The organism is Lancefieldella parvula DSM 20469 (genome assembly GCF_000024225.1).
In the GTDB taxonomy this organism is placed as follows: Bacteria; Actinomycetota; Coriobacteriia; order Coriobacteriales; family Atopobiaceae; genus Lancefieldella; species Lancefieldella parvula.
On record NC_013203.1, the window covers coordinates 1,199,175 to 1,224,194 of the forward strand.

Here is a 25,020-nt window from a genome sequence, read left to right on the forward strand (position 1 = left end):
GCCTTTCTATTAAGACGCCGATGATTAGAACTGACGCAGAACTCTCTGGTCACCAGAGATGAGCATACGCAGGTCTGGAAGGTCATAACGAAGCGCTGCAACGCGCTCAACACCAATGCCAAAGGCAAAGCCTGTGTACTTCTCAGAATCAATACCGCAGTACTTAAAGACATTAGGATCAACCATGCCGCAACCAAGAATCTCAAGCCAGCCAGTATTCTTGCAGAAACGGCAACCCTCACCGTGGCAAACACCACAAGAGACGTCTACCTCACAACTTGGCTCAGTAAACGGGAAGAAGTGAGGACGATAACGGGTGGCACGGTCCTTACCAAAAATCTCACGAGTAAAGTGATCAAGGGTACCCTTCAAATCACCAAAGGTGATTCCCTCATCAACAACAAGACCTTCCATCTGCGTAAACTGTGGTAGATGGTTAGCATCTGCAGTATCAGGACGGAATACCGTACCAGGACAAATCATATAAATTGGAGGCTCTTTTGTCTCCATAGTGTGTACCTGAACGCCGGAGGTCTGTGTACGAAGAAGGACGTCAGACTCACCCAATACGTGTGATTCCTTCCCTTCTGGTGCATTATCTACTACGTAGAACGTATCCTTACCAGAACGGCTTGGGTGGTCCTCAGGAGCGTTCAGAGCTGTGAAATTGTAATAAGTAGTCTCAACATAAGGACCCGTCTCAATGGTATAGCCCATGCTGATGAAGATGTCTTCCATCTCCTCACGTACCTGCTCAATGAGGTGCTGAGTACCTGGACTCAAACGACGACCTGGAAGGGTAATATCGGTTGCTTCAGCATTGAGCTGAGCCTCAAGGGCTTCTCGCTTTAAAGCAAGTTGGCGCTCTCGAATAGCGGTCTCAACGTTAGCACGAACAGTGTTTGCAAGCTGGCCCATTTGAGGTCGCTGATCTGCGGGAACCTGACCCATCATACGCATAATTGCCGTAAGAGAGCCCTTCTTACCCATTGATGCGACACGCACCTTTTCAAGTTCTTCAAGGTTTGTTGCCTTAGCAATTCCTTCAAGTACTTGCTCGCGAATTGCCGAGAGTTCCTCAGACATTCCCATATAATTACCTTTCAATAGAAAACCGTCCCTGAGCGTATGCCCAAGGACGGAAAATTTCCGCGGTACCACCTCGGTTGACTGCACAGTTTTCTCTCTGAGCAATCCACTTAAAAGCCTAGTCTCGTTAGGCGGACGACTTCCCTACTGAGCAGTGACTGCCGTTCAAGTTGTAGCTCGGGAGTGAACTCTACCAGCGCTGTGCAGGTGTTTCTCAACCACGAACACCCTCTCTGTTCACAACGTGCTCCGGCAAACCTCTCCGTCAACGCACTTTGTTCAGAGTATCACACTACGTAGGTTTTGAGCAGCAGCACAACTCTTTTTACCAGAAAGATAAACAAAAGCGTAACAACCGCGAGAAGAACGATGGTTCCACCCGGCTTTAGGCCAAGCTCATAGGAGATTACAAGTCCACCAAGCGAGGTCAACATACCTACAGCGCTTGCGTAAAAACAACACTGCTTCCAGCTACGGGAAATCTGTAATGCGCAGGCAACTGGCACCACCATCATAGAAGACACAATAAGCGAACCAACTGTTCTTGCTGCAACCGCAACAACAAGTGCAACCGCAATAACAAAGCCAAAATTAATAAGACTTACAGGAACGCCAACACAGCGGGCATGACGCTCATCAAAAGACATTAAGAAGAGTTCTTTTCTAAGGAAAAAGCAGAACGCAACTGCAAGAGCACTGATAATAATAATCATCTGAACTTCTTGCTCGCTCACAGTCAGAATTGAACCAAACATAAAGCTATTAAAGCTTGATGAGTTAGGAACAAATCCCGACAAAACACCTGCTAGTCCAATACCTGCTGCCATAACAATTGCAACCGCAAGCTCTGACTGATCTTTAAAGTGACGACGTACTCCCTCAACACAAAGCGCTCCACCTAAACATGCTGCAATAGCTCCAGCAACAGGATTGATGCCAGCAATCATGCCTCCTGCAACACCTGCAAGAGAGGTATGCGAGAGTGCGTCACCAATCATAGAGAGGCGCTTTAAAACAACCGTAACCCCTACCAGTGGAATGATTGCTCCCAGAAGAATTCCCACAAGAATTCCTCGCTGCATAAATACATATTCAAACATCTATGCCCTCCTCTCACTCGAGTCTTGGGCATCTTGAACAACGTCTGACGCAGGACCAAGTGACTCAGTCAGCGTAAAATCATCCAATTTTCCACGGTTATGGTCATGAACGTGGTGAGAATCAAGATCACAATGAGCACCATGTACGGCACAGTGATTATGTCCGTGACCTCTACCGGCAATCTCTACGGCTTTATGACCTGCAACTTCAATAACTCGGCACGCAAGGGCATCAAGAGCTGCAAGATCATGGGTAACAATAAATACCGCAAGGTCCCTAGCTGCATGGGCTTCTCGCACTAAGTTATAAAAGTGATTACGGCTCTCTTTATCAAGACCAGTAGTAGGCTCATCCAGAATGAGCAGCGAAGGGTTTCCCACCAGTGCACAGGCAAGGCGGACTCTCTGGAGTTGTCCTCCAGAGAGCTCCCTGATAATACGAGTGGAAAAATTAGTCATACCCACAAGATCAAGCGCCTCAAGCGTACGTTCTCGACGCTCTTTAGCACTCATCTTTACTTTCTTGGCACGGGCATACTGACTTGCATCAACTAGTTCAACGACGCTTGCAGGAAAGCGATTAACCGATTCTGAGGGAAGCTGAGGAACATAACCCACACGCTCCCAATCTTTAAACCGAGTCGAAGGCGTTCCAAAAAGGAGTGACTTACCACTTGTAGGCTCCAGCTCTCCTACCACAATACGTGATAGTGTTGATTTACCTGCGCCATTATCACCAATAAGAGCGCAAATCTCACCTTGATGAACGTCTAAATTAACACCACTTAAAACGCGAGTTTTCTTGTATGAAAAACTTACGTTTTGAAGCGAAACGGCTATCTCGCTTTCCTGCAACACATCCTCCAAACAACCAGCATAAGCTGGTAACACACTATGCGAGAGCACCCTCAAGGGCTTTGAGGTTGTCACGCATAACAGACAGGTAATCCTCGCCCGCCTTAAGCTCTTCATCAGTCAAACCCTCAAGTGGGTTAAGCTCTTCAACGCGAGCTCCAGTTGCCTCAGCAATTGCCTGAGCAACCTTAGGGCTTACCAATTCCTCAGTAAAAATGACCTTTACATTATGCTCTTTTACAAACTCAGTAATCTCTTTCATTTCCTGAGCATTTGGCTCGGCATCTGCCTCAACACCCTCGATTGGCATCTGAGTAAGACCGTAAGCCTCACACAAATAACCAAATGCCTGGTGAGAAACAACGATGGTCTTGTTAGGTAGAGGGTCAAGACCCTTATGGAACTCACTATCAAGCGTATCAAAATCAGCATTTGCCTTATCAAGATTGGCAGCATACTCTGTCTTGTGCTCAGAATCCTTCTCGGAGAGAGCATCACAAATATTCTTCATCTGAATCTTTGCGTTCAAAGGGCTAAGCCAAACGTGAGGATCGGTTCCACCGTGGTCGTGATCGTGGTCATGATCGTGGTCGTCTTTCTTCTCCTCATGATCGTGATCATCGTCCTCTTCAAGCTCAAGAAGTTTGACGTCTTTGCTGGTCTCAACTGATGTAAGTTTTGTGCCAGAACCAAGTCCATCAAGTACGTCCTTGACCCAGTGCTCCATACCAGCACCGTTGTAGATCAAGAAGTCTGCTTCCTGGATAGTCTTCATATCCTTGCTGGATGGCTCCCAATCATGTGGCTCAGTACCTGCTGGAACTAGGCATGTTACCTCAGCATGATCGCCAGCGATGCGCTTAGCAAAATCATACATAGGATAAAAACTTGCCACAATACTGAGCTTCTTCTGGTCTTTGTTATCAGAAGCTCCTTCTTGCTTTTGAGCCTCAGGCTTGCAGCCAGCAAGAATAGCACTCACGCCAAAAGCGGATGCTACAAGTGCGCTACGACGAGAAACGGTTGGATTCAAATTCATGTTACATCTCCCAAAACTATAAAAACCAATACGGTGTAGTGCCAAATTTTTCAAATAAAATTGCGCGATTACCATTACTACCAAGCGTAAAAACATGGCGAGAAACCCGTGTTTCTCGTTACTTCTTTGCCTTTCTACTCACTTCTCATCATCTGAACATGCGTTCATGCTTCCCCTTTAGCACGAAAGCGGGCTGTCTTCCGACAGTCCGCTTTCAAAAGTTAGACCTAGTATACATATTTCAATTCAAGTTAGCAGTAAATTTTTTTATCTTTTTCATAAACGGAATTGAAATAAACAAATTAATTGTTTTATCTATTGCTAACCTACTGATCTCTCTGTATACGGAGTAATAATTAAATTACCACTGCTGTATTCAGCCAAATAAATCTCTGAAGGAGACTCATAACCTTGACGCTGAAGTTCCTTACCAAGCCAATTCTCTTCTAAATCAAGCGCCTCAAGAATGTTTGTCTGGACTTGTCCATCAGTAATAAGTGGAAACTTAACGTTCTCTTCTCCATGCTGAACAATAATAAGCTGTCCATTTTGCTCAAGAATAGCGCGTTTAACTTCTGAAGTGTAATTCACACCTGCTTGGCGTAGCTTAAGTGACACATCATAAGCAGTTAGTCCCATAGACCTACAATTGTCTACAAGCAACTTGCCCTTATCGATAACAATAACAGGACGTCCATCAATCAACTGCTTGACCAACATATTGTTAGTTCTTAGCCATTTGAGAACCATAACAATAATGAGCCAAATAAGCAGAACAAGGGTGTACTGCAAAATAGTAATTGAACTGTTATAAATCATGCCGCCAACAATACCACCAAGTACAAAGTTTTGAACCTGGTCAATTGCTGCAGTTGGTGCTAAGTTTCCTTTTCCGCTGACGTTAATTGCCAAAACAAGCGAGAAAAGACCGATGCACAATTTAATTGCAACCTCTAAATAAAAGTTCATCGATCTACTCCTCTACGTGCTTAATGTCACTGCCAACAAGGTTTATTTGCTCAATAACATAGCCATTCTCGGTATTTTTCAAAACGTGATAGTACTTGCCGTCAACCTCGAGATACGATGGATTTCCCTGATTGTCGAAGGCAATATACACGTGGTTAGAATCAACCTCAAGACGGCGAGCAATGTTTTCTTGTGAGGCAATAATTGACTCATAGTGCTTACTTGCTTGATTAACCTCTAACACGCGATCTAACTGCAGAAGTCCAAGAAAAATAAACGAGAACAACGCAATAAGCGCAAGCTCACGATATTTAGAATTCTTTCTATCACGCACGTAATGCACAAGAGAGAAGATCATCAGAAGCGCAACAAAACCAAAAAGAACCAGCTGGGTCCAGTCAAATGCGGCGGCATGATGAATCAAATAGTTATGCGAATAAAACTCCATAAGCTTCCTTTAGCTTGCATTACTCAGTATCCTCAGAGATTAAGCCTTGTAGACACTCTTTCCACCAAGGAACGTCTCTTCAAGTTGAAGATTCTTAGTAATAACAATAAAGTCTGCATCGTATCCAGGACGAATAAAGCCGCAAACATCATCAATTCCACAGGAGCGAGCTGGGTTTTCTGAAGCCATGCGAACTGCCTCTTCAGCAGATACAACTCCCCAGTCATAGACGTTCTTTACGCCTTCAAACAGACGAAGGATTGAGCCAGCAAGACTGTGAGAGTCATCCATCAGGCGAGCAGTCCCACCTTCAACAACAACGGGGAAATCACCAAGATTGTACTGACCATTAGGCATACCGCCTGCGCGCATGCAATCGGTAATGAGAACGGTATGATCTGCTCCCTTTGCATTCACAAGAGCGCGAACTGCAATAGGATTAAGGTGGTGACCGTCGCAAATTGCCTCTGCATAAGTACCGTGGGTAGTCATTGCAGCGCCCACCATACCCGGCTCACGATGGTGAAGACCACTCATGCCGTTATAAGTATGAACAAAGATATCAGCACCAGCATTTACACATGCAAGAGCCTCTTCAAAAGTTGCATCAGAGTGTCCCAAGGCTACATGAACACCACGGTCTGCCATCTCTGCACAGAACTCTGGAGCACCATCGCGCTCTGGAGCAATAGCTATCTTGGCAATCCAACCATCAGCGCGCTCCTGCCATTCATCAAAGACATCCACATCTGGGTCAAGAAAGTACGCAGGATTTTGAGCTCCCTTGTGCTTCTCGGTAAAGAATGGTCCCTCTAGAAAGATTCCCTGGATGCGAGCAGCATCAATACCATTTGCCGCAATTCCCTCTGCTGCGTCAGCAACGGACTCACAAGCATCACCAGTCTGCTCAACGCTTGCGGTCAGTGTTGTGGGAAGCCAAGAAGTTACGCCATTAGAGAGCAGACCCTGAGCAATCTCAATGACGCCGTCAGGATCGCAATCCATAATGTCATGGTCGAGAAAACCGTGGATATGCGTATCAACAAGACCAGGAGCTACCCAAGAACCGGTGCGGTCAATAATCTCACACTCTGGCTTTTCTTTAGTGAAATGACCAAATATGCCGTCTTCGACGAGCAAATATCCTGGACCAGAAGTTGCTCCTGGTAAAAAGAACTTATCTGCTTTAACTGCAAATGTACTCATAATTACCTCAATCATTTTCAAAAGGACGCGCCATAGGCACGTCCTTTTTAGTAATTCCTACAGTGAGTGAATTGTAACACCCTTGACTACTCGATTAACCTGACCGGTTGGAGAAGGTGTGTCCGGTTTGTTATTAACGCGAACTGAGTTCAAAAGTGCTACTACCTGAGCGACCATTACAAAGGGCAGAGCCAAATAAGGTGCTGGCAGAGGCTCTGAAAGTACAGGAAGACTAAAAGTTCTTCCCGCAAAGTTTGTTGTGCCCTCTTGCTCAATACCAATGGTCAGAGCGGCAATCTGGTCTCCCCTAATCTCGTCAAGAATATCCAGATCATATTGACGCGTATAAGGATTGTTAGAAACAAAATCAAACACCAAGGTATGCTCGTCAACAAAAGACTTTGGTCCGTGGCGATATCCCATTGAAGAATCCCACGACGTTGCATTAATACCAGCTGCAAGTTCCAAAATCTTAAGCTGTGCCTCATGAGCAAGACCCACAAAAAGACCAGAACCCAAATAAGTAATGCGGTTGAAATCACTCTTGAGCCACTCAGCAATCTCTTCCTCACGTTCAATTACTTGTCTACCCAGCTTAGCAGCATCAAGTATCCAAGCCTTCTTCTGCTGGTCATCGGCGCTATCAAAGACAAGCGTTGCAAGAAGTGTCATACAGCTATAAGAGCCAGTCATTGCAAAGCCCTGGTCATTTGCACCAGGAATAAGAAGAAGCAATGTATCGTCTTTACCTGCGGACTCAACAGCAAGTTTTCCTTCAGGAGCGCAAGTAATATTGATGAGCAAAAGATTTTTAACAATTTGGCGAGCAATATTTACTGCAGCAAGACTCTCTGGACTATTACCAGAGCGTGCAAAAGACACCAGGACCGTTGGATCCTCTAGATCAAGACTACCGTAAGGATCAGAAACAATATCAGTAGTTGCAACAGACACAAACTCAAAAGAGCTCTTCTCGCCATGAGAACGAAGATAGGGAGTAATGGTATCACCTACATATGCCGAGGTACCTGCGCCAGTAAAAACCACGCGCGTACGACGTTTCCCACCAAGACTACGAGCGCGCTCTACAAATTCTTTAATTGCAGAAAGGTTCTCTTGATAAATGCCAAAGGTAGACTCCCAAAGCTCAGGCTGCTGCTTAATCTCGGCAGTTGTAATATCCGCACCTAGTGCCTTTAGCTCTTCTTGGCTCTTTTTAAACATTGATATCCCTTCTTACAGTTATCTAACTGCGCGTATGTACAATCTTGTATCTAAATTGATCGGCGCGAGCTACACTCAAAGTGAACTCAACAATGATATTTTTGTCGTTATACGTGGTGCGAGTAAGACTCAACACCGGCGAACCCTCAGAAATTTGCAATAAAGTGGCGTCATCCGAGCGAGCAATTGAAGCCTTGAACTCCTCTTCTGCCACGCCAATCTTTATGTTGTAGTCTTCTTCAAAAATTTGGTACAAGGATTTTTGCTCAAGATCATGAGCAGTAAGCGAGAAAAACTGTGAAACTGGAAGGTAGGTTACTTCCAACATCATGGGCACATCATCAGCACTTCTCAGACGTTTGATGCGGAAGAGTTTCTCGCCAAGAATAACATGCATGTGCTGGGCTAAGAACTTATTAGCCTCAATAGTGTCAAACTCAAGAGTGGTAGTTTTTGGAACACGGCCTAACTGGCGCTGCTGATCGGTGAAACTATAGCCGCCCATAAGATCTGTTGCACGCTCAGAAATATCAGCTACAAAGGTACCGCGACCGCGTTGACGGTAAATAAGCCCCATGTGTTCGAGCTCTTGCAGGGCAAGTCTTACCGTGGTACGAGAAAGACCATAAGAATCGGAGAGCTCTCGCTCAGAAGGAAGCGGATCGTCTGGATCCATCTCGTTCTCAATACGATAACGCAGCATATTTGCAAGCTGCTCGTAGAGTGGCTGTCTTCCCATAAAAGCTGTCATCAAACTCTCCTATAAAAGACGGGTGCCCAACATGTGGACACCCGTCATACTTACTTACCCCCAAATATATGGGAGAACACCAAAGCCAGAGCCAAGGAGTGCAATTACCAGAAGAAGGCAGATGCACATAATTGGAGTCCAGTTACGCTTTGCCATGAGATAGTACAAGCAAAGGGTAAGAGCCAATGGAATAAGCTTTGGACAAACGCCGTCAAGAATCTTCTGAATGTCAATAGAGACAGGAGAAGTGACTTCCTTGCCAATAGTTACCAGGTTAACGCCGTTGCCGACTGGAGTAATAGCAGCGGTGCCATCCTTGCCGTCAGCAGTTTTGCCACCGAGGAACTTAACGGACTCAGGATTCTTCTTGTAGTCTGCATAGCTGCCCTCAGCAAAGAGTACCTTGTCATACTGACCAGAAGCAAGCTGCTCATCAGAAAGAGTTACCTGAGAAAGAACAACACTGTGTGTCTCACCGTTAGGGATGTTTGCGCCAACGCCAAGCTTGGTTCCGCCGTAGCAAACAACCAAGCAACCAACAACAAAGACACCCAAGATAGAAGCAGCACGAGTGAACTCTTTTGCATTCTCGGTAAGCAGGGTAATTGCATCAGTGCCCATCTTGTAGGAAAGGTTCATCAGCCAATAACGTACAGCAAACTGTGCAATATTGAAGATGATGAGGAACAAAAATGGCGCAAAGACGTTGCCAGAGATTGCCATATTAGAGGTAATACCAGCAGTAATTGGAACAAGAGTGAACCAGAACAGTGCGTCACCAATGCCACCTAGAGGACCCATTGCAGAAACGCGGACTGCACGAATGGTTGGAATATCCAGCTTGTTCTGCTCAAGAGAGAGAACAATACCCATAACAAAAGTAACCAAAAATGGGTGGGTATTAAAGAACTCAAGGTTGTGACTCATGGAAGCAGCAAGGTCATCCTTGTTGTCGCCGTGAATCTTCTCAAGACCTGGAAGGATACCGTAAAGCCAACCAGCTGCCTGCATTCTTTCGTAATTGAAGGAAGCCTGCAGGAACAGGGAACGCCACACCATCTTGTTGAGTGTCTTCTGATCAAGTGGCTCAGCAGGAGTGGTGTTCTGATAGGTATCAGGAATATTAAATGCCATCTTCGAAGTCACCTCCAGCAACAACAGCAGGAGCAGCATTCTTCATCTTGGTCTGGAGCTGGTAATCCCAGAATGCGATACCAAAGCCAATGAGAGCAAGAAGCAGAAGTGCTGGACCAGAGAGCTCAGGAATGCTGATAAATACGATTGCGGCTGCAAAGCCCATGAGGAAGAAGCCCCAGAGCTCGCGAGAAACCATAACCTTCAGCAGGATTGCAAAGCCGACGAAGCGCATCATGCCACCAGCGACGGACAGTGCATTCATGAGCCACTTTGGAATTGCAGTGGTGATCTGAGTGCCAAATGCAGCACCGCCCAGGAAGAACAGGGTAACAATAACACCGAAGAAAAGACCAAGGGCAGCCATTGCGCCGTAGTTAATACGAGCAATTCCCTTAGGATCTGCCTTCTCGGCATATGCATCAGCAGTTGCCATTACAGGGGACATAATAGTAAAGATGATGGTTACTGCATACTGACCAAGCAGCGAGAATGGAATTGCTGCAGCTACAGCAGCCATTGGCTCAAGCTTAGTAGTGATTGCAAAGACTGCAGACATAATGCCGCCGATAACAGCATTAGGTGGCTGTGCACCACCAACAGGCATGTTACCGATGGTCATAAGCTGATAGGTACCACCAACAATGAGACCAGTCTGAACGTCGCCAAGAATCAAACCAACCAAAAAACCAGTTACGATTGGCTGGTAAAGAGACTCGAGGAAACTAAACTGATCGATGCCAGCGATAAACGCAACGATGAAAATTAATAACACCTGAATAGGGCTAACATCCATCTTAACTCCTCCTTTCAAACACACCATAACTGCCGATGACGATGATCGGCAGACTATCCGAATACCTTTGCCAACCTGCTAGAAACGTTGCACCATTGCAACTTTTTGCGATCTCTACCAGGAAGTTGCGCGCAAAATTTACTCGAATAGCTTTGAGATATCCTCGACCGGGGTCGTAGGAACACGCCTAATCTCTAGAGTCACCCCCAATTCCTGAAGCTCACGGAAGGCAGCGACGTCCTTATCGTCTACCGCCACACTTGTGGCGACCTGTCGCTTTCCCTCAGCCATGTGCATATTGCCGATGTTCACCTTTTTGATAGGAACACCGCCCTTGACCAGAGTGAGGACATCCTCTGGATTCTCGGCAACTAAGAAAATGTGCTGACTTGCAGAAGCCTTGTGAATAACATCAATGGTTTTCTGAAGCGTAAAATACCTAGTTGCAACACCGCTTGGTGCAGCCATGTCCATAAGACCCTGACGCATCTTATTTCCTGCAACCTCATCATTTGCAACAAGGATAAGATTGGTACCAAGGGTGCCGTTCCACTGAGTGGCAACCTGGCCGTGAATTAAACGGTTATCAATTCGAGCAAGCTTGATATCTGGTTCTCCCATAACAAGTTCTCCTCTCTTTACACGCATATTTGTGCGTGCTATCTGCGATTCTCATCGCACTACTCGCAACTTGCGCTGCGTGTTTTACTGCAAATTTATTTATTGTTAGGGACACTGATTAAAGCCCAGCGATCCAGTGTGATAACTACATTTGGAGCAAACTCAACATCTACTGTTTCTTTTTTGACATCTTTTACCACGCCGTACATTCCACTGCTGGTCTTAACTTTCTGACCTGCATGAAGATTCTTCAAAAACTCTGAAGTTGTCCCAGTCTTTTTGGAAGAAGCTTTCCAGGCAAAGAAGGAATACACAAGACCTAAAATTACCAAGAATGCGAGAAGGACAATGGATGAAGCAAGAATGTTCTCTGCTAGATTTGCCATGTGTATCTCCTTAACTCAACAGCAAAATGCTAATTAAATGCCATCATCACCGAAGATGTCATCTTCTGGCTCAACCTCAAGCTCAAGACGCTTATGGACAACTCCCTGGCTACCAGCAACAACAGCAGTCTCAACCAGCTCTTCTAGAGAAGTATCAGCCATGCGGCTACCAAGTGTTTCAAGAAGCATAGGAAGGTTAGTGCCTGTAACAACTTCTACGTTTGAATAATTCTGAGCAATTATCATTGCCTGATTAAAAGGCGTACCGCCAAGCAGGTCGCAGAAAACCAACACGCCGTCAGTAGTGTCAAGAAGATCAGAAATTGTGGCAGCAAGAGTTTCTGGGTACGTTGCAGCACCGGCTTCAATAAAAGGAACGGGAACAAAAGCTTCTTGCTCACCAGCAATCATCTTTAAAGCATCTGCAAGACCGTTTGCAAACGTTCCATGACCAGTTAAAACGCAACCTACCATGCTAAACTCCTTTCAAAGAACTGGGAACTATCTGGAAAGCTACATGAGAGACTTTAAAAGTATTGAACCTTCTCTTTAAGTGGTAGATACCAGATAACAACCTAATACAAAGTATAGTCTAGTGAGCTTCTTATAATGTGTACGTTAACAATCGACGGTTTAACGGTACTATTTTCACCGTAAACGGTACGCATATTTTTATTTTCGCAGGTAAATATGTGAATAAATTGTGATGAAGCAATAAAAACTCAGCACGTTTGCCATAAAACAAAAAACTTCTATAACGTACTTTTATACGTAATAAATGTAGTAAACAACCCTAAAATCCTGCTCAAATACGCTAAGAAAATAAAATTGGTATTAAGAAATTATGTACTGGTATCTTTTTTTAGAACATCTAAAGAAAAGTTTCTTGATAACGCTTTGGTTAAATTGATTTAACTCCATTCTGTTTGTAGGGGCAATGTTCCATAGTGTTTCTCACCCTACTTTCTCTAGGCACTTTATGTGTACTGTCTTTTAGACGAGGTGATATGCGTGATTGTTACTGTGACACTCAATGCATCCATTGATAAGGCTTACTACCTGGATTCTCCTGTTGTAGACGGAACCGTACATAGAGTCTCGGTGGTAGATAACAGTGCTGGCGGCAAAGGTCTTAATGCGTCAAGAGCCATTACTACCCTTAACTATCCCGTATGTGCCACAGGATTTGTAGGTGGCAATAATGGTCGTTACCTCGTTGAACTAGCGCATAAAGATGGTATTACCAGTGATTTCATTTATACTGAACAAGAAACTCGCTCATGTATCAATATTCTAGAACCAAACAAACAGTCAACTGAGTTTTTAGAGCCTGGTCAGCCAATTCTGCCTGAAGAATTCCTTGCTTTTAAGGCAAAACTTGTACAACTTACCAAAGATGCTGAGGTTGTCACTTTTAATGGCAGTATCCCAAAGGGCATTTCTGCCGAAAATTACAAAGAGCTTATTCAAGAGACCATGGCCGCTGGTGTTCCTTGTATTGTAGATGCATCGGGTACACTACTCACCTCATGTATTGACGCTCTTCCTACCATGATTAAACCAAATACCGATGAAATCGGCCAGCTTCTAAAAAGAGAAATAACTACACAAGATGAAATCATTGAAGCAGCACAAGAGCTGCATAAACGCGGGATTAAAATAATAGTTGTTTCGCTTGGTGCACAGGGCGCACTAATGGTTTCTGATGAAGGAACTTTTATAGCAAATCCTCCAAAAATTGAAGTTATCAATCCTGTTGGCGCGGGAGATACCCTTGTTGGCTCTTTTGCTGTTGCGCTTGCCCAAAGAAAACCGACTTCAGAGTGCCTTACCTTCGCACTATCTTGTGCGACCGCAAGTTGTTTATCTATAGGCACCGGTCGCTTTGATCAAGCTGTCGCAGCGGAGATTCATAAACAGGTCACAATCAAAAAGATTGCTGGATAAGTTTACGATAAAACAAATCTCTCGCCAAAAGTTACAAAGACACAATGATTTCTAGAAAAGTTGCGTGACAAAGTAAGAGAAACGTTACAATTTTTTTAGTTAATCAAAGAGCCCTTGGGGGCGAAAGGAGCAATAGATGTTTGTTACTACTAAGCAAATGCTTCTTGACGCGCAGGCTGGCCATTACGCTGTTGGCGCCTTTAACGTTGAGAACCTTGAATTTGTAATGGCTGTTGTTAAAGCAGCAGAAGAGCGCCGCTCCCCTGTTATTCTTCAGACCACCCCTGGCACCATTAAGTATGCAAACCTTGATTACTTTGCAGCAATGGTTCGTTGTGCTGCTGAAGAGGCAACCGTTCCTGTAGCTCTTCACCTTGATCACGGTGACGGCTTTGACCGCTGCATTCAGGCAGCTCGTGCAGGTTATACTTCCGTTATGATTGACGGCTCTCACGTTCCTTTTGAGGACAACATTGCGCTTACCGCTTCTGTCACTAAATTTGCTGGCCCTATTAACCTTCCTGTTGAGGCGGAGCTCGGCAAGGTCGGCGGTAAAGAAGACGACGGTCCAGCTGTTGAGGGCGAGAACCCCTATACTGATCCAGACCAGGCTGAAGAGTTTGTCGCACGTACTAACTGCACTTCTCTTGCAGTCGGCGTTGGTACCGCTCATGGCGTCTACCACGGTACCCCCCACATTGAGCAAGGCGTCCTGAAGGCAATCCGTCAGCGTCTTGATATTCCTCTGGTTCTTCACGGAACTTCTGGTGTGCCAGATGACCAGGTAGCAGAGGCAATCCAGAACGGTATTTGCAAGGTTAACTACGCAACCGAGCTTCGCCAGGTCTTCACTGCAGCCTTCATGAAATATATGTCCGAGAATCCTAACAACTTTGATCCAAAGAAACCTTCTATTCCTGGTATGGAAGCAATCACCCAGATTGTTGCAAGCCACATGGATAACCTGGGCTCCTCTCATAAAGCATAAGCGGCGCACGCATCCTGCTTTTTGCAGATAAAAATAAGGCGAGAAGATCGATGGTCTTCTCGCCTTTTTGTTAAAAGCAAAGCACTGTTGAAAATGCAGGCCTTAGCAAATCTTGCAAATCCAATCCGCCTCTGGAGCCTCAATCTCACCAGACTGAATGCTGGTCAGTGTGTTGCGAAGCTTAGACATGACAGGCCCCACAGCCTCCATACCAGCGCCAAAGACAATCTCTTTCTCACCATCAACAACTTTGCCAACAGGAGAAATAACGGCAGCAGTACCGCACATGCCACACTCAACAAACTGGTCAAGCTCATCAAAACGGACAGGACGCTCAACAACCTTCATACCAAGCATGTCTTTAGCAACAGTTGCTAATGAACGACGGGTAATAGAAGGCAAAATAGAATCAGTATAGGACTGTGGAATAACCAAGGTTCCCTCTTTATTAACAAAGAGGAAGTTTGCGCCACTGGACTCCTCAACATAAGTGCGAGAGCCTGAATCAAGATACATGCTATCTGCAAAGCCCTGCTCATGTGCCCAAGTGGTTGGATACAGAGACATAGCGTAATTCAGACCAGCCTTGATGTTGCCGGTTCCGTGAGGAGCGGCGCGATCATAAGGAGAAACGGTCAGTGCAACAGGAGCAACGCCGTTAGAGTAATAAGCTCCAACTGGAGTAACCATAATGCGGAATTCATATGTAGGAGATGGCTTAACACCAACGGTATTGCCGGTACCAATCATAAAAGGACGAACATACAACGTAGCACCTGTACCAAATGGTGGAACCCATGCTGCATTTGCAGAAACAACCTCTTTAACAGCAGCAACAAATCTATCCTCAGGGAATGGAGGCATAACAAGACGAGATGCAGAATCTGCCATACGCTGAGCATTAAGATTAGGACGAAAGCACACAATATCGCCAGAGACTGTGGTATAGGCCTTTAAGCCCTCAAAAACTTCCTGGCAATAATGGAAGATATTTGCGCATTCAGACAGCGTAATGTTGTGATTGGTAGTAAGTCCACCTTCATCCCAAGCACCATCTTTGTAGTGGGCAACGTAACTGTAATCACACTGCGTATATGCGAAGCCAAGCGATGTCCAATCGATGTCTTTCTTCTCCACTGAGTTTGCCATGGCTTTCCTTTCTCCGTGGGTTTCAAAGAATGAACTCCATCTTAAACGTGCAACTTTAAATACCTTGCCATATCAAATAGTTTGTAACCGAATAGTTATTTTGCGGTATAACGTACATGAGCTGAAGGGAGCAACAATGAATATCAAACTCAAAAGGACCTACGACGCACCAGAAGCTAACGATGGGTATCGCGTGCTCGTAGATAGACTGTGGCCTCGTGGCATCAAAAAAGAGAACCTGCACGCTGATGAGTGGGCTAAAACTATTGCTCCTACTACTGAGTGCAGAAAAACATTCAACCACGATCCAGAGCGTTTTGACAGCTTTGTGTCTACGTATACGGCCGAGCTTAACAGCAATCCCGACGCAGAAACCTTTGTTGAACAGCTCAAAAAGCTTGATTTAACTACCGTGACACTGCTTTTCTCGGACAAAGACACTAAATACAACAACGCTGTAGTGCTCAAGAAGTGGCTTGAGAGTAAATTAAAATAATAGGCTTATGGACTGTAACTACATCTCTTGCGAGAAGAACTCCTGGTAGAATGCCAATTCTTCAGGAGTGTCAATGCTTGATGAGAATAAAATATCTGGTCGTACGATGCTGTCGTTCTCATTCGCAATGGTATCTGTAGTGGTATCCTCAATGTTTTCTTTAGAAGTAAGCAGATTTGCCTGCTTTAGCAAACGTTTAAGCTGATGAGCGGCTCCTGCACCGCCATCAAAAAATTCTACGTTGCCTAAAACAGAGCTAATTTGCTTCTTAATAAAAGGGTAATGCGTACAACCAAGAACCACAGCATCTACCTGACCAGTATAGCCACCTAAAAGCTCAGTCAGTCGTTTGTGCAACTGTTCTGAATCAGTCTGACCAGATTCAATAAGCTCTACCAAGCCTTCTCCTGGAATAGAGATAACCTTTGCGGAAGGATGTAATCGCGACTCAAGATTGTGATACTTCTGTAAAGAAAGTGTTGCCTTTGTAGCTAGAACAATCACAGTTCCATGAGGATACGCAGTCACTGCAGGCTTAAGAGCCGGCTCAACACCCACAATAGATAGATAAGGATAGGCTGCCCTCAGTTCGTCTGCGGCAGCAGCTGTTGCGGTATTGCAGGCTATAACCAGTGCTTTAGCACCCTCATCAATAAACTTTTTAGCAATAACAGACGAACGCTGTGCAATCTGCTCTTTTGGCTTAGTGCCATAAGGAGCAAATGCAGAATCACCAAAATAATGAAACGTCTCATGAGGCATTTGAGCAACAAGATGCTTAAGCACGCTCATGCCGCCAACGCCCGAGTCAAAAACACCAATAAAACTATGAGGAGTCAGACGAGCTTCCATTACAAACCTTTCAAACTGAATGTAAAGTATTTTATACCTTTATCATTCAAGGGTTGATTTACATCACTCTTGGGTAAAATGCCAAAGATATGTTTTTAATGATTGGAGTTTTATGAGCAACGAAGGTAAAAAAGTAAAAGTCCACTACGTAGGTACCCTTGATGATGGAACTAAGTTTGACTCTTCCCGCGATCGTAATGAGCCACTGGCATTTACCTGCATGGCTGGTCAGATGATTCCTGGTTTTGACCAGGCTGTCAAAGATATGACCGTTGGACAGATTGTTGACGTGCATATTCCAGCGGCTGAGGCTTATGGTGAGCGCCATGAGGAGGCAGTTCAGCCTGTTCCTGTAGCTCAACTTCCTGGATCTGAAAATCTTGTTGCAGGTCAGCAGGTCACCTTAGGTACCCCTGAGGGATATCCTGTTATGGCAACAGTAGTCTCAAACGACGGTACCACCATTGTCTTTGACACAAACCATCCAATGGCTGGTAAAGACCTTAACTTTAACATTGAGCTTCTTGAGGTTGAAGAGTAATCCACTCCCCTTTTATAGGACGAGAAGGGCGTAGATGCTCGTGGCATTTACGTCCTTTTTTGCACCAAGATAGATAACAAAAGAGCTTGGTTATATATAGCCAAGCTCTTTTACATAACAAGTTATTAAAGACCAAAGCCTTAGCTCAGAACAACGCCACCAAGCCAGCCCCACCTTGGAGTACTCAAAGCACCAAGTTGAGAAATCCAAGAGCTTAAGCTCTGGCTTCTTACAACACCAGAGAGGCAGTGTCTGACCATGCCGCCACCAATGTAGATACCAACGTGACCGTAAATCAAAGCTGCAGCAGAGCCACCAAGAGTAGGAACAGCAATAATCATGCCAGGCTCAATAGCGCTCTGGTCGGTAGAGTAACACCAGGAGTAATACATATCGCATGCATTGCCATAGAAGGTGCCAACGCCTGCGTTTGAGAAGACATTAGAAACCCAAGCAGCACAGAAACCTGCGCCTGTAGATCCGGTATAACTTGCAGCATTAACAACTGCAGCAGCAGAGCCAGAACCAGCAGAAGAGGTTCCTCCTCCGCCACCACCGCCAGAATAGCTGCTACCGCCGCCACTATTACTTGACGCAGCAGCACGTTGAGCAGCAACACGCTCTGCCTCCTGCTGGGCAGCAAGAAGCTCAGAATCACGCTGAGCAATAAGCTCTTTAACGTTGTCATCAAGATTAGAAACAACGTTTGCAGCGTCTGCCTGACGAGCAGAAATCTCATTGAGCTGAGACTCCTGAGAAGTACGAAGATTTTCAAGTTCAGTCTTCTTATTCTCAAGCTCAGTCTTCTCGGACTGAAGAGCAGCCTTATCTGACTCAAGGGCAGCCTTCAAGTTCTTAACTTCCTCAATCATCTTCTGATCAGACTCAGAAATCTTATCGAGATAGTAAATATTAGAAGTAAGCTCCTCAAAGCTTGCAGAAGAAAGAATCATCTCTAAAGCGCCAGCTGGGCCAGCTTTATAGTTGCTGGACATACGTGCGCCAAGTGCTTTTCTCTTCTCGGTAATCTGAGTTTCTTTTTCAGAAATCTCTTTCTGTTTAGCATCAATTTGATTCTGCTTATCTGCAATCTGACCAGAAATAGCACCAATCTGAGAGTTGGTGTCATTCAGACTTGCCTGCATATTAGAAACTTCGTTAGAAATCTCATCAAGCAGCTTCTGAGCAGCATCGTAGTCACTACGAGCAGCATCAATCTGAGACTGTGTAACACCAAGAGCAGGGCGCGTGTTAATCAGTGAGGCAGTAACGGCAGCGGCAGCAATGCCCATGCCGGCAAAAATCTTAAGAGCATCACGACGATTAAAAAGAGCAGCACTCTGCTCCTCGATGGTCGTGCTTTGCTGTTTCTTTAAACTCATTAGGGTCTCCTAGAACGTTTAGTAGTACGGTGTGACCTTTGAGAGACTATTCTACCCGAGAAAGACGTCGATATTCAAAAAGATACGTAATTTACAAACTACCCGAAAGAAATTTTAGGGAGCTTTAGCTCTAAATTGTGAGGTCAGAGATAGGATTTAGCGGTTCTCAATATGTGCAACATTTTTAATTGAAATGGTAATCCTACCGTCAGACTCATGAGAAAATTCTAAGTAACCTGGACGATCTGTTAGGTTTGAAGGAAATGAAATCTCAATTCCTGTATCTGTTCGAATCTTATGATTCTTCGCAATCCTGTTAGCAACACCGCGTTTAACAGGAACTTCTTCTGGAAGCTCTCTACTTACCACCTGAGCTTCGTACTTTTCCTGAATCTCAGGACGCTCTTCAAAGATGCGCTTACCAACCTTGATGGGATCTACTACCTCTTCTACCTCTGCTGCTTCCGCAACGGCAGCCTTAGCGCGAGACACCTCAACGGCAGGCTCAAGACCATACTCTTCTGCCAAATCCTGAACAATAACGGTTACCTCGCCAATAACCTCATGGCTTGATGCCTCTGAACTGCACTCAAGAAACAACTCGGGAATAATAAACTTTCCTTCTCCTGCTACAGAACGATCATGATCGTGGAAATCAATAGCGCCCGTATCTAAGTCAATGACTGCATACGAGTCAACTTTTTGCGTAGGCGATGGCAGCGTTGCATCTTGACGTAAAATCTCGTTTGATGAGCCATTAACATCATGTATAAAGGCTTGCTTGCGTGGGAGAAGCACAATGGCAAAGAGTCGTCTTCCCTCACCCTCAAATGCCTCAGCCTGAGCATCCTCATCATTTACAGCACTGCTAGCAAGCGCTTGACCTGCATCAGTATCAATGTAATCAGCCACAAGAAGATCACACTGCTCAACGTCATCTGCACGACGAAGCTGTTCCCAGAACCACTGGGCAATCTGGCAAGAAAACTCTACAAACTCAACGTCTCCGTGTGCGTATTCCTGAAGACCGCCAGCAAAATTACTGGTAGGGGCAAATTCTCCATGTCTAGACTCTGGGTTTGCCGTAACCTTACGCAGTCTACGCTGTACATATGACTTTGTCTGACGGTCCTCCAAATCCAAGGTAGATTGAGAGAAGTATTTAGTTCCCGTCTCAAAATCAAAGACGTGAAGAATTGCCTTAGTGACTCTAAGCATGAAAAACCTCGTTTATTGCAGATATTTGTAGTTGGCGAGAAACCCTAGTGCTTGACGCACATCAAAGGATCGCCAATCTTAACCAGCGGACGACCACCAATCAGCGTTCCGGATTCACCGATAAGGTCAATGCGCTCGTACGTATCTGCGTTGACAACGGTAACAACTACAACGTTCTCATATCCCGCTTCTTCAATGGCAGCAGAATCAAACGAAATCAGTGGCATACCTGCTTTAACCTCATCATTAGCGTGAACGTAACGGGTAAAACCCTTACCGTTCATCTCAATGGTACCAACGCCAATGTGAATCAGAATCTCAATACCAGTATCAGTGGTAAGACCAATTGAATGATTAGTTACATTAGTTGCGGTAACGCGAGCATCACAAGGAGCATATACACAATCAAGACCAACAGGCAAAATACCGTAACCTTGACCAAAAAGACCACTTGAAATTACCTCGTCATGTACCTCTTGAACGCTTACCAAAACGCCAGAAATTGGTGCATAAATTGTATCTTCCCTGGTAGCAAATGTGGCTTTCTGAGGCTCTTCAGTTCCATTAGAGGGAACAAACACATTTTTAACCTTTGACCAAAGACCCATGATGCCTCCTCTAGTACATACTCTGCACAGATGTTATCTGACATAACATTTCTATTTTACCTAAGCAAGAAGGACGAATGCTCCACAGAGAAACATCCGTCCTTCTTTCACGAATTTATAACATTAAAACTGTAAAACTACTGCATTTTTCTTGAGCTTCTAAAAATAATAGAACGCGCGGCAAAATACGTAACTAAGAAATAACCTCCATACAAAGCAATGACAATAGCAACTACTCCACCAATAGATTGTGAAACATCAAAGTTTCCTACTGTTTTTATAATATTTACCATCAATGACATAGCGCATGTTGCATGTGCCATAGATACAAGCAGAGGGAACAAAAAATACACGCCAATCTGAGTAAAGAGAGCTCGGCTGGCAAGACCCTTCTCGGCACCCAATTCTGCAAGGACCTGATAAGCGCGGGCATTATCCGAAGCCTCTGATAGCTGCTGAAGCGCAAGAATTGCGGAACAAGCGATAAAAAGTATTAAACCAATATAAAGCGCAAGATATGTAACAATAGCGCTGAGGCCTGCATAATTTGAAAGATACTGGGCAGTAGTAGTTGTCAAAATCAACTCATACGAATCAGAATCAGATCCAACAAGTTCACCATCATCAAAATACTTCTTAATTTGCTCGCGGAACTTGGATTCTTCTTTATCATCAGTAGTGTTATATGTTCCCACTACATATGATCCTGCTGAAACCACACTCTTTGGAAAACTCTGGTCTGCAAGTACCATGATTCCCATTCCTGGCTGTAAAAGTGGGCCACCTTGAGTTTGACCCTTATCAACAGTCTCTCCTACTGCATGATACGTTGTGCCTTGAATTGTTAAATTAGGGTTCTGCGCAAGTGAGTCTTTCCAATACTGGGCAACGCTGTTATCAAGTGTCCAAACCATATAGCCATTAGTGCCAAAATCAATAGGATCAAGACCTGATGCAACACGAAGCTGGTTATACTGTGAAGCACGCATAACCGTAATATCCCTATTTGAAATATCTTTCAAATCTTCAGATACATAAGCTCCATAATAATCAGCAAGCTTCTTCCCACCCACTTCATCAATCGCATGATAGGTAAAACTTGGCGTTGTGGTATCATCCATTACATAATAAGTATCTGCCTGAATAGCCTTTTTTATAACTTGATTCCATTCTGGATCTATCTTCTGAAGCGTTGTCGTGTAGTCAACTGTTTCTGCATTATGTGGTTCAAGCTCATTCTTCTGATTTGGTCTAATAGATGCGCTCATATCATAGGTACGGAATACGCTCATTTCACTATTAATGGCATTAACCAATGAAAAGCCCGATCCAAGACCGCAAATAGCTACAAAAAGCATGGCACAAACTAAAGAAATAGAAACCCATGCGGTATTTATTCGAGCGTTGAACTGCCGTAAAATAAAAGAATGTAGACCTTTAAAATAGAAATTCTTTCTTGTTTGCAAAAAGCGCAGCAAAAAGCCAGAGATAGAGAAAAAGAAAAGTGCTGTACCAATAGAAACTAAAACTGTTGCACCCGCAAATTCAATATCAAGCGTTCTCATACCATTATGTTTGAGCATCACATACGACCATGCAATAAGCCCCAAAGATGCAATAAACACAAGAACTGATACAGTCAAGTTTTTTACTTTTACAGTCTGAAAAACCTTATCTGCATTAAGAAGATCAATGAGCTTATAACGAGACACGGTAAATACATTAAAAATAAGTGCTACAACAAACATAACTGCAAAATAAAGAACTGTTTGAACTAAAGATGTCGTAGAAAACACGAAAGTAAACGATTCTATTGTGGCGTTAAACATGTGCGCAGTTGCAAACAACATAAACTGCGACATAAAGATACCCGCAACCAAACCAACAACCAATGCCAAAAAACCAACAATGAGTGTCTCAATGATCATAATCTTTGAGACATTTCTTTTAGTCATGCCCAAAATTTGATACATGCCAAATTCTTTTTTTCTGCGTCGAATCAAAAATTGATTAGCATACACAACTAAAAAACCCAGAATTACAGCAAGAAGAATACTTACGCCAGTAATGGTCTTACTCAATAACTGAACAATTGAGCGCGCATCCTCAGTTAACTTAAGAACCATTGATTGCTGAGTTATTGAGTTGAAAGCATAAAATAGCGCAACTCCCACTGCTAAAGTCAGAAAGTAAATACTAAAATCGCGCAGTGATTTCTTAACATTGCCCAGCGCGATTTTACTGTACATCAGCACCCTCTCCTCCCAAGAATGAAACAACATCCATAATCTGATCAAAGAATTGTTTCCTAGATTTTTCACCACGAACTATCTCATTAAAAATACGACCATCCTTAATAAAAATGACGCGATGAGCGTAAGAAGCTGCATAAGAGTCGTGAGTAACCATGGCAATAGTTGCGCCTTCACGATTTAAACCTTCAAAGCTTTCCAGAAGTGTGCGTGCATTCTTTGAGTCCAACGCACCCGTTGGCTCATCTGCTAACACAAGAGATGGATTAGTCACAATAGCTCGTGCAGCTGCAACACGCTGACGCTGACCGCCAGACATCTCATAAGGAAACTTATCTAATACATCAGTAATCTGAAGTAATTTAGCAACAACATCAACGCGTTCCAAAACTTCTTGTGCGCGAATATGTCCAATAGTCAAAGATAGGGCAATGTTCTCTCGAGCAGTAAGAGTGTCAAGGAGATTTGCATCCTGGAAAATGAAGCCCAAGCGGTCACGCCTAAAGGCAGAAAGCTCAGAGCCGCGCAGGCTGGAAAGCTCTTGGTCATCAATAAAGATATGGCCTGCAGATGCCTGATCAATAGTAGAGATGCAGTTCAAAAGCGTAGTTTTGCCCGAACCGGAAGGACCCATGATGGCAATGAACTCGCCACGAGCTACAGAAAGATTAATGCCGTCCAGTGCCTTAGTAATATTTCCACGAGTTCCATAGTACTTCTCGAGGTTTTGGCAAACCAAAACGGTATGAGGGGTAAGTGCTGAAGATTGTCCAGCCACAACAGTTGGCTGAGTTGGAACTGATTGAATAGCTGACATGTTACGCCCTTTCATTGGGAAACGAGTAAATCTTGAGATATATACTCCATCACTACCGTTCACATTGCCATCGATTGACCTTACGGAAACCTTACGCTTTTCTCACTTTGATGTGTCAAAATATCACTATCAAGCATACGGGAGGGCATGCTATGAAGTTGGTAATTAAAAGATTTGGGCAGCTTACCGCTAAAGAGTTATATCAAATTCTTTCTTTAAGAGCTGAAACATTCATTGTTGACCAGCAAATTATGTACAACGATCTTGATAACGTTGATCAAGTTTCTACCCATGTCTTTTATCAGGATACTGACTCAGTAGCTGCATATTTACGCATCATTGATGCAGAGCAGTCATACAACTCTCCTCTTCTTGGACGTGTATGTGTCAACAACAAAGGCGTCGGCATTGGCTCAAAGCTATTGCACGATACCCTTGACTACCTGGCACAAGAAAGCGTTGCTTCCAAGGTATTAGTTGAGTCTCAACTCAAAGCTCAACCCTTCTATGAACGGGCTGGATTTACGCAGGCATCTTCTAAAGTGCTCGATCACTTTGGCGTCCTCCACCATCTACTCTCTTTTGACCTTGATGCATATCGTCAGACGAGAAACACGGTCAGCCTTGATGATGTTCACATTTCTATTCGACCGCTTGAAGCAGCTGACTTACGTACTCTGCAGAAGCTTAGCGTAGAGACATTTGTAGACACCTTTATTGACTCAAATACGGCAGATGATTTGGCAAGCTGCATTGACACGCTCTACAACACAGAAAAGCTTGCCCATGAGCTTGCTGCTAAACACTCGTATTTCTATTTTGTTGAAGTAGAAGACCAGATAGCTGGCTACATAAAACTGAATACACGCTATAAGCAAACTGAGGGTCAGCGAGATGATTCACTTGAAATTGAGCGTCTATATATTCTTCCCCGCTACAAAGGCTTACATCTTGGATCAAAGCTCATGAAATTTGCCCTTGATCTAGCAAAAGATAAGGGCAAAAAACGCGTATGGTTGGGTGTTTGGGAACACAATGAACCTGCTAAGGCATTTTATACTCATTGGGGTTTCAAACGTTTTAGTCAGCATACCTTCCAGGTAGGAAGCGATCCTCAAACAGATGAACTGTGGGAACTAGAGCTGTAAGCTA

At 44.3% G+C, this 25,020-nt stretch carries 26 protein-coding genes; 5 read left to right on the forward strand and 21 right to left on the reverse strand.

Features of this window, described 5'->3' with window-relative positions:
• Positions 1–24: 24 nt before the first annotated feature.
• The 14 genes from pheS to APAR_RS05475 form a co-directional block, all read right to left on the reverse strand.
• Positions 25–1,092 carry a phenylalanine--tRNA ligase subunit alpha gene (gene pheS, locus APAR_RS05410; RefSeq protein WP_012809140.1) on the reverse strand — a complete coding sequence of 356 codons (1,068 nt, stop codon included), beginning with the start codon at positions 1,090–1,092 and terminating at the stop codon, positions 25–27.
• 284 nt (positions 1,093–1,376) lie between these two features.
• The gene (locus APAR_RS05415) at positions 1,377–2,189 is read right to left on the reverse strand and encodes a metal ABC transporter permease (protein ID WP_012809141.1); all 813 of its coding nucleotides are present in this window, start codon (positions 2,187–2,189) and stop codon (positions 1,377–1,379) included.
• Positions 2,190–3,047 carry a metal ABC transporter ATP-binding protein gene (locus APAR_RS05420; RefSeq protein WP_245526075.1) on the reverse strand — a complete coding sequence of 286 codons (858 nt, stop codon included), beginning with the start codon at positions 3,045–3,047 and terminating at the stop codon, positions 2,190–2,192. It abuts the gene before it with no gap.
• A 34-nt stretch (positions 3,048–3,081) separates the two neighbouring features.
• The gene (locus tag APAR_RS05425) at positions 3,082–4,083 is read right to left on the reverse strand and encodes a metal ABC transporter substrate-binding protein (RefSeq protein WP_012809143.1); all 1,002 of its coding nucleotides are present in this window, start codon (positions 4,081–4,083) and stop codon (positions 3,082–3,084) included.
• Positions 4,084–4,404: 321 nt separating this feature from the next.
• Positions 4,405–5,052, reverse strand: a complete 648-nt coding sequence (locus tag APAR_RS05430; protein WP_012809144.1) for a DUF421 domain-containing protein — start codon at positions 5,050–5,052, stop codon at positions 4,405–4,407.
• Positions 5,053–5,056: 4 nt separating this feature from the next.
• Positions 5,057–5,500: a DUF3290 domain-containing protein gene (locus tag APAR_RS05435; RefSeq protein ID WP_012809145.1), complete on the reverse strand. Its 444-nt coding sequence runs from the start codon at positions 5,498–5,500 to the stop codon at positions 5,057–5,059.
• A 39-nt stretch (positions 5,501–5,539) separates the two neighbouring features.
• Positions 5,540–6,706, reverse strand: a complete 1,167-nt coding sequence (gene nagA / locus APAR_RS05440) for an N-acetylglucosamine-6-phosphate deacetylase (protein WP_012809146.1) — start codon at positions 6,704–6,706, stop codon at positions 5,540–5,542.
• Positions 6,707–6,763: 57 nt separating this feature from the next.
• Complete coding sequence (locus tag APAR_RS05445; RefSeq protein ID WP_012809147.1) at positions 6,764–7,930, reverse strand: SIS domain-containing protein; 1,167 nt, start codon at positions 7,928–7,930, stop codon at positions 6,764–6,766.
• 22 nt (positions 7,931–7,952) lie between these two features.
• Positions 7,953–8,681 (reverse strand): GntR family transcriptional regulator, encoded by a 729-nt coding sequence (locus tag APAR_RS05450; RefSeq protein WP_012809148.1) that lies wholly within the window; start codon positions 8,679–8,681, stop codon positions 7,953–7,955.
• 54 nt (positions 8,682–8,735) lie between these two features.
• Positions 8,736–9,815 (reverse strand): PTS system mannose/fructose/sorbose family transporter subunit IID, encoded by a 1,080-nt coding sequence (locus APAR_RS05455; RefSeq protein ID WP_012809149.1) that lies wholly within the window; start codon positions 9,813–9,815, stop codon positions 8,736–8,738.
• On the reverse strand, positions 9,805–10,611 hold the full coding sequence (locus APAR_RS05460; protein ID WP_012809150.1) for a PTS mannose/fructose/sorbose/N-acetylgalactosamine transporter subunit IIC: 807 nt from the start codon (positions 10,609–10,611) through the stop codon (positions 9,805–9,807). The genes APAR_RS05455 and APAR_RS05460 overlap by 11 nt, the downstream gene beginning before the upstream one ends.
• A 138-nt stretch (positions 10,612–10,749) precedes the next feature.
• Complete coding sequence (gene agaV, locus APAR_RS05465) at positions 10,750–11,232, reverse strand: PTS N-acetylgalactosamine transporter subunit IIB (protein ID WP_012809151.1); 483 nt, start codon at positions 11,230–11,232, stop codon at positions 10,750–10,752.
• Between the two features lie 95 nt (positions 11,233–11,327).
• The gene (yajC, locus tag APAR_RS05470; protein WP_012809152.1) at positions 11,328–11,618 is read right to left on the reverse strand and encodes a preprotein translocase subunit YajC; all 291 of its coding nucleotides are present in this window, start codon (positions 11,616–11,618) and stop codon (positions 11,328–11,330) included.
• A gap of 33 nt (positions 11,619–11,651) precedes the next feature.
• Positions 11,652–12,092, reverse strand: a complete 441-nt coding sequence (locus APAR_RS05475; RefSeq protein ID WP_012809153.1) for a PTS sugar transporter subunit IIA — start codon at positions 12,090–12,092, stop codon at positions 11,652–11,654.
• 537 nt (positions 12,093–12,629) lie between these two features.
• Here APAR_RS05475 and APAR_RS05480 point away from each other — a divergent pair.
• Positions 12,630–13,565: a 1-phosphofructokinase family hexose kinase gene (locus APAR_RS05480; RefSeq protein ID WP_012809154.1), complete on the forward strand. Its 936-nt coding sequence runs from the start codon at positions 12,630–12,632 to the stop codon at positions 13,563–13,565.
• Positions 13,566–13,701: 136 nt separating this feature from the next.
• The gene (locus APAR_RS05485; protein ID WP_012809155.1) at positions 13,702–14,553 is read left to right on the forward strand and encodes a class II fructose-bisphosphate aldolase; all 852 of its coding nucleotides are present in this window, start codon (positions 13,702–13,704) and stop codon (positions 14,551–14,553) included.
• Between the two features lie 102 nt (positions 14,554–14,655).
• On the opposite strand, the gene APAR_RS05490 is transcribed toward APAR_RS05485, so the two are convergent.
• Positions 14,656–15,702 (reverse strand): branched-chain amino acid aminotransferase, encoded by a 1,047-nt coding sequence (locus APAR_RS05490; protein WP_012809156.1) that lies wholly within the window; start codon positions 15,700–15,702, stop codon positions 14,656–14,658.
• A gap of 136 nt (positions 15,703–15,838) precedes the next feature.
• Between APAR_RS05490 and APAR_RS05495 the strand changes: the two genes are divergently transcribed.
• Positions 15,839–16,198 (forward strand): DUF488 domain-containing protein, encoded by a 360-nt coding sequence (locus APAR_RS05495; RefSeq protein ID WP_012809157.1) that lies wholly within the window; start codon positions 15,839–15,841, stop codon positions 16,196–16,198.
• A gap of 18 nt (positions 16,199–16,216) precedes the next feature.
• Here the strand turns inward: APAR_RS05495 and murI are convergent, their stop codons facing one another.
• The gene (gene murI / locus APAR_RS05500) at positions 16,217–17,050 is read right to left on the reverse strand and encodes a glutamate racemase (RefSeq protein WP_012809158.1); all 834 of its coding nucleotides are present in this window, start codon (positions 17,048–17,050) and stop codon (positions 16,217–16,219) included.
• Between the two features lie 112 nt (positions 17,051–17,162).
• On the opposite strand from murI, the gene APAR_RS05505 reads away from it, so the two are divergent.
• Positions 17,163–17,591 (forward strand): FKBP-type peptidyl-prolyl cis-trans isomerase, encoded by a 429-nt coding sequence (locus APAR_RS05505; RefSeq protein ID WP_012809159.1) that lies wholly within the window; start codon positions 17,163–17,165, stop codon positions 17,589–17,591.
• Between the two features lie 140 nt (positions 17,592–17,731).
• Here the strand turns inward: APAR_RS05505 and APAR_RS05510 are convergent, their stop codons facing one another.
• The 5 genes from APAR_RS05510 to APAR_RS05530 all read right to left on the reverse strand — a co-directional run bounded on the left by APAR_RS05510 (position 17,732) and on the right by APAR_RS05530 (position 23,868).
• Positions 17,732–18,973 carry a coiled-coil domain-containing protein gene (locus APAR_RS05510; protein ID WP_012809160.1) on the reverse strand — a complete coding sequence of 414 codons (1,242 nt, stop codon included), beginning with the start codon at positions 18,971–18,973 and terminating at the stop codon, positions 17,732–17,734.
• 156 nt (positions 18,974–19,129) lie between these two features.
• Positions 19,130–20,191: a nucleoid-associated protein gene (locus APAR_RS05515; protein WP_012809161.1), complete on the reverse strand. Its 1,062-nt coding sequence runs from the start codon at positions 20,189–20,191 to the stop codon at positions 19,130–19,132.
• Between the two features lie 44 nt (positions 20,192–20,235).
• Positions 20,236–20,799 (reverse strand): PTS sugar transporter subunit IIA, encoded by a 564-nt coding sequence (locus tag APAR_RS05520; RefSeq protein ID WP_012809162.1) that lies wholly within the window; start codon positions 20,797–20,799, stop codon positions 20,236–20,238.
• Positions 20,800–20,936: 137 nt separating this feature from the next.
• A complete protein-coding gene (locus tag APAR_RS05525; RefSeq protein ID WP_012809163.1) occupies positions 20,937–23,048 on the reverse strand; it encodes an ABC transporter permease in 2,112 nt (703 codons plus the stop codon).
• Entirely contained in the window at positions 23,038–23,868 is an 831-nt protein-coding gene (locus APAR_RS05530; protein WP_012809164.1) for an ABC transporter ATP-binding protein, read from the reverse strand. The genes APAR_RS05525 and APAR_RS05530 overlap by 11 nt, the downstream gene beginning before the upstream one ends.
• A 152-nt stretch (positions 23,869–24,020) precedes the next feature.
• Between APAR_RS05530 and APAR_RS07175 the strand changes: the two genes are divergently transcribed.
• Positions 24,021–25,016, forward strand: coding sequence for a GNAT family N-acetyltransferase (locus tag APAR_RS07175; protein ID WP_012809165.1), 996 nt, complete (start codon positions 24,021–24,023; stop codon positions 25,014–25,016).
• The last annotated feature ends 4 nt before the right edge of the window (positions 25,017–25,020 follow it).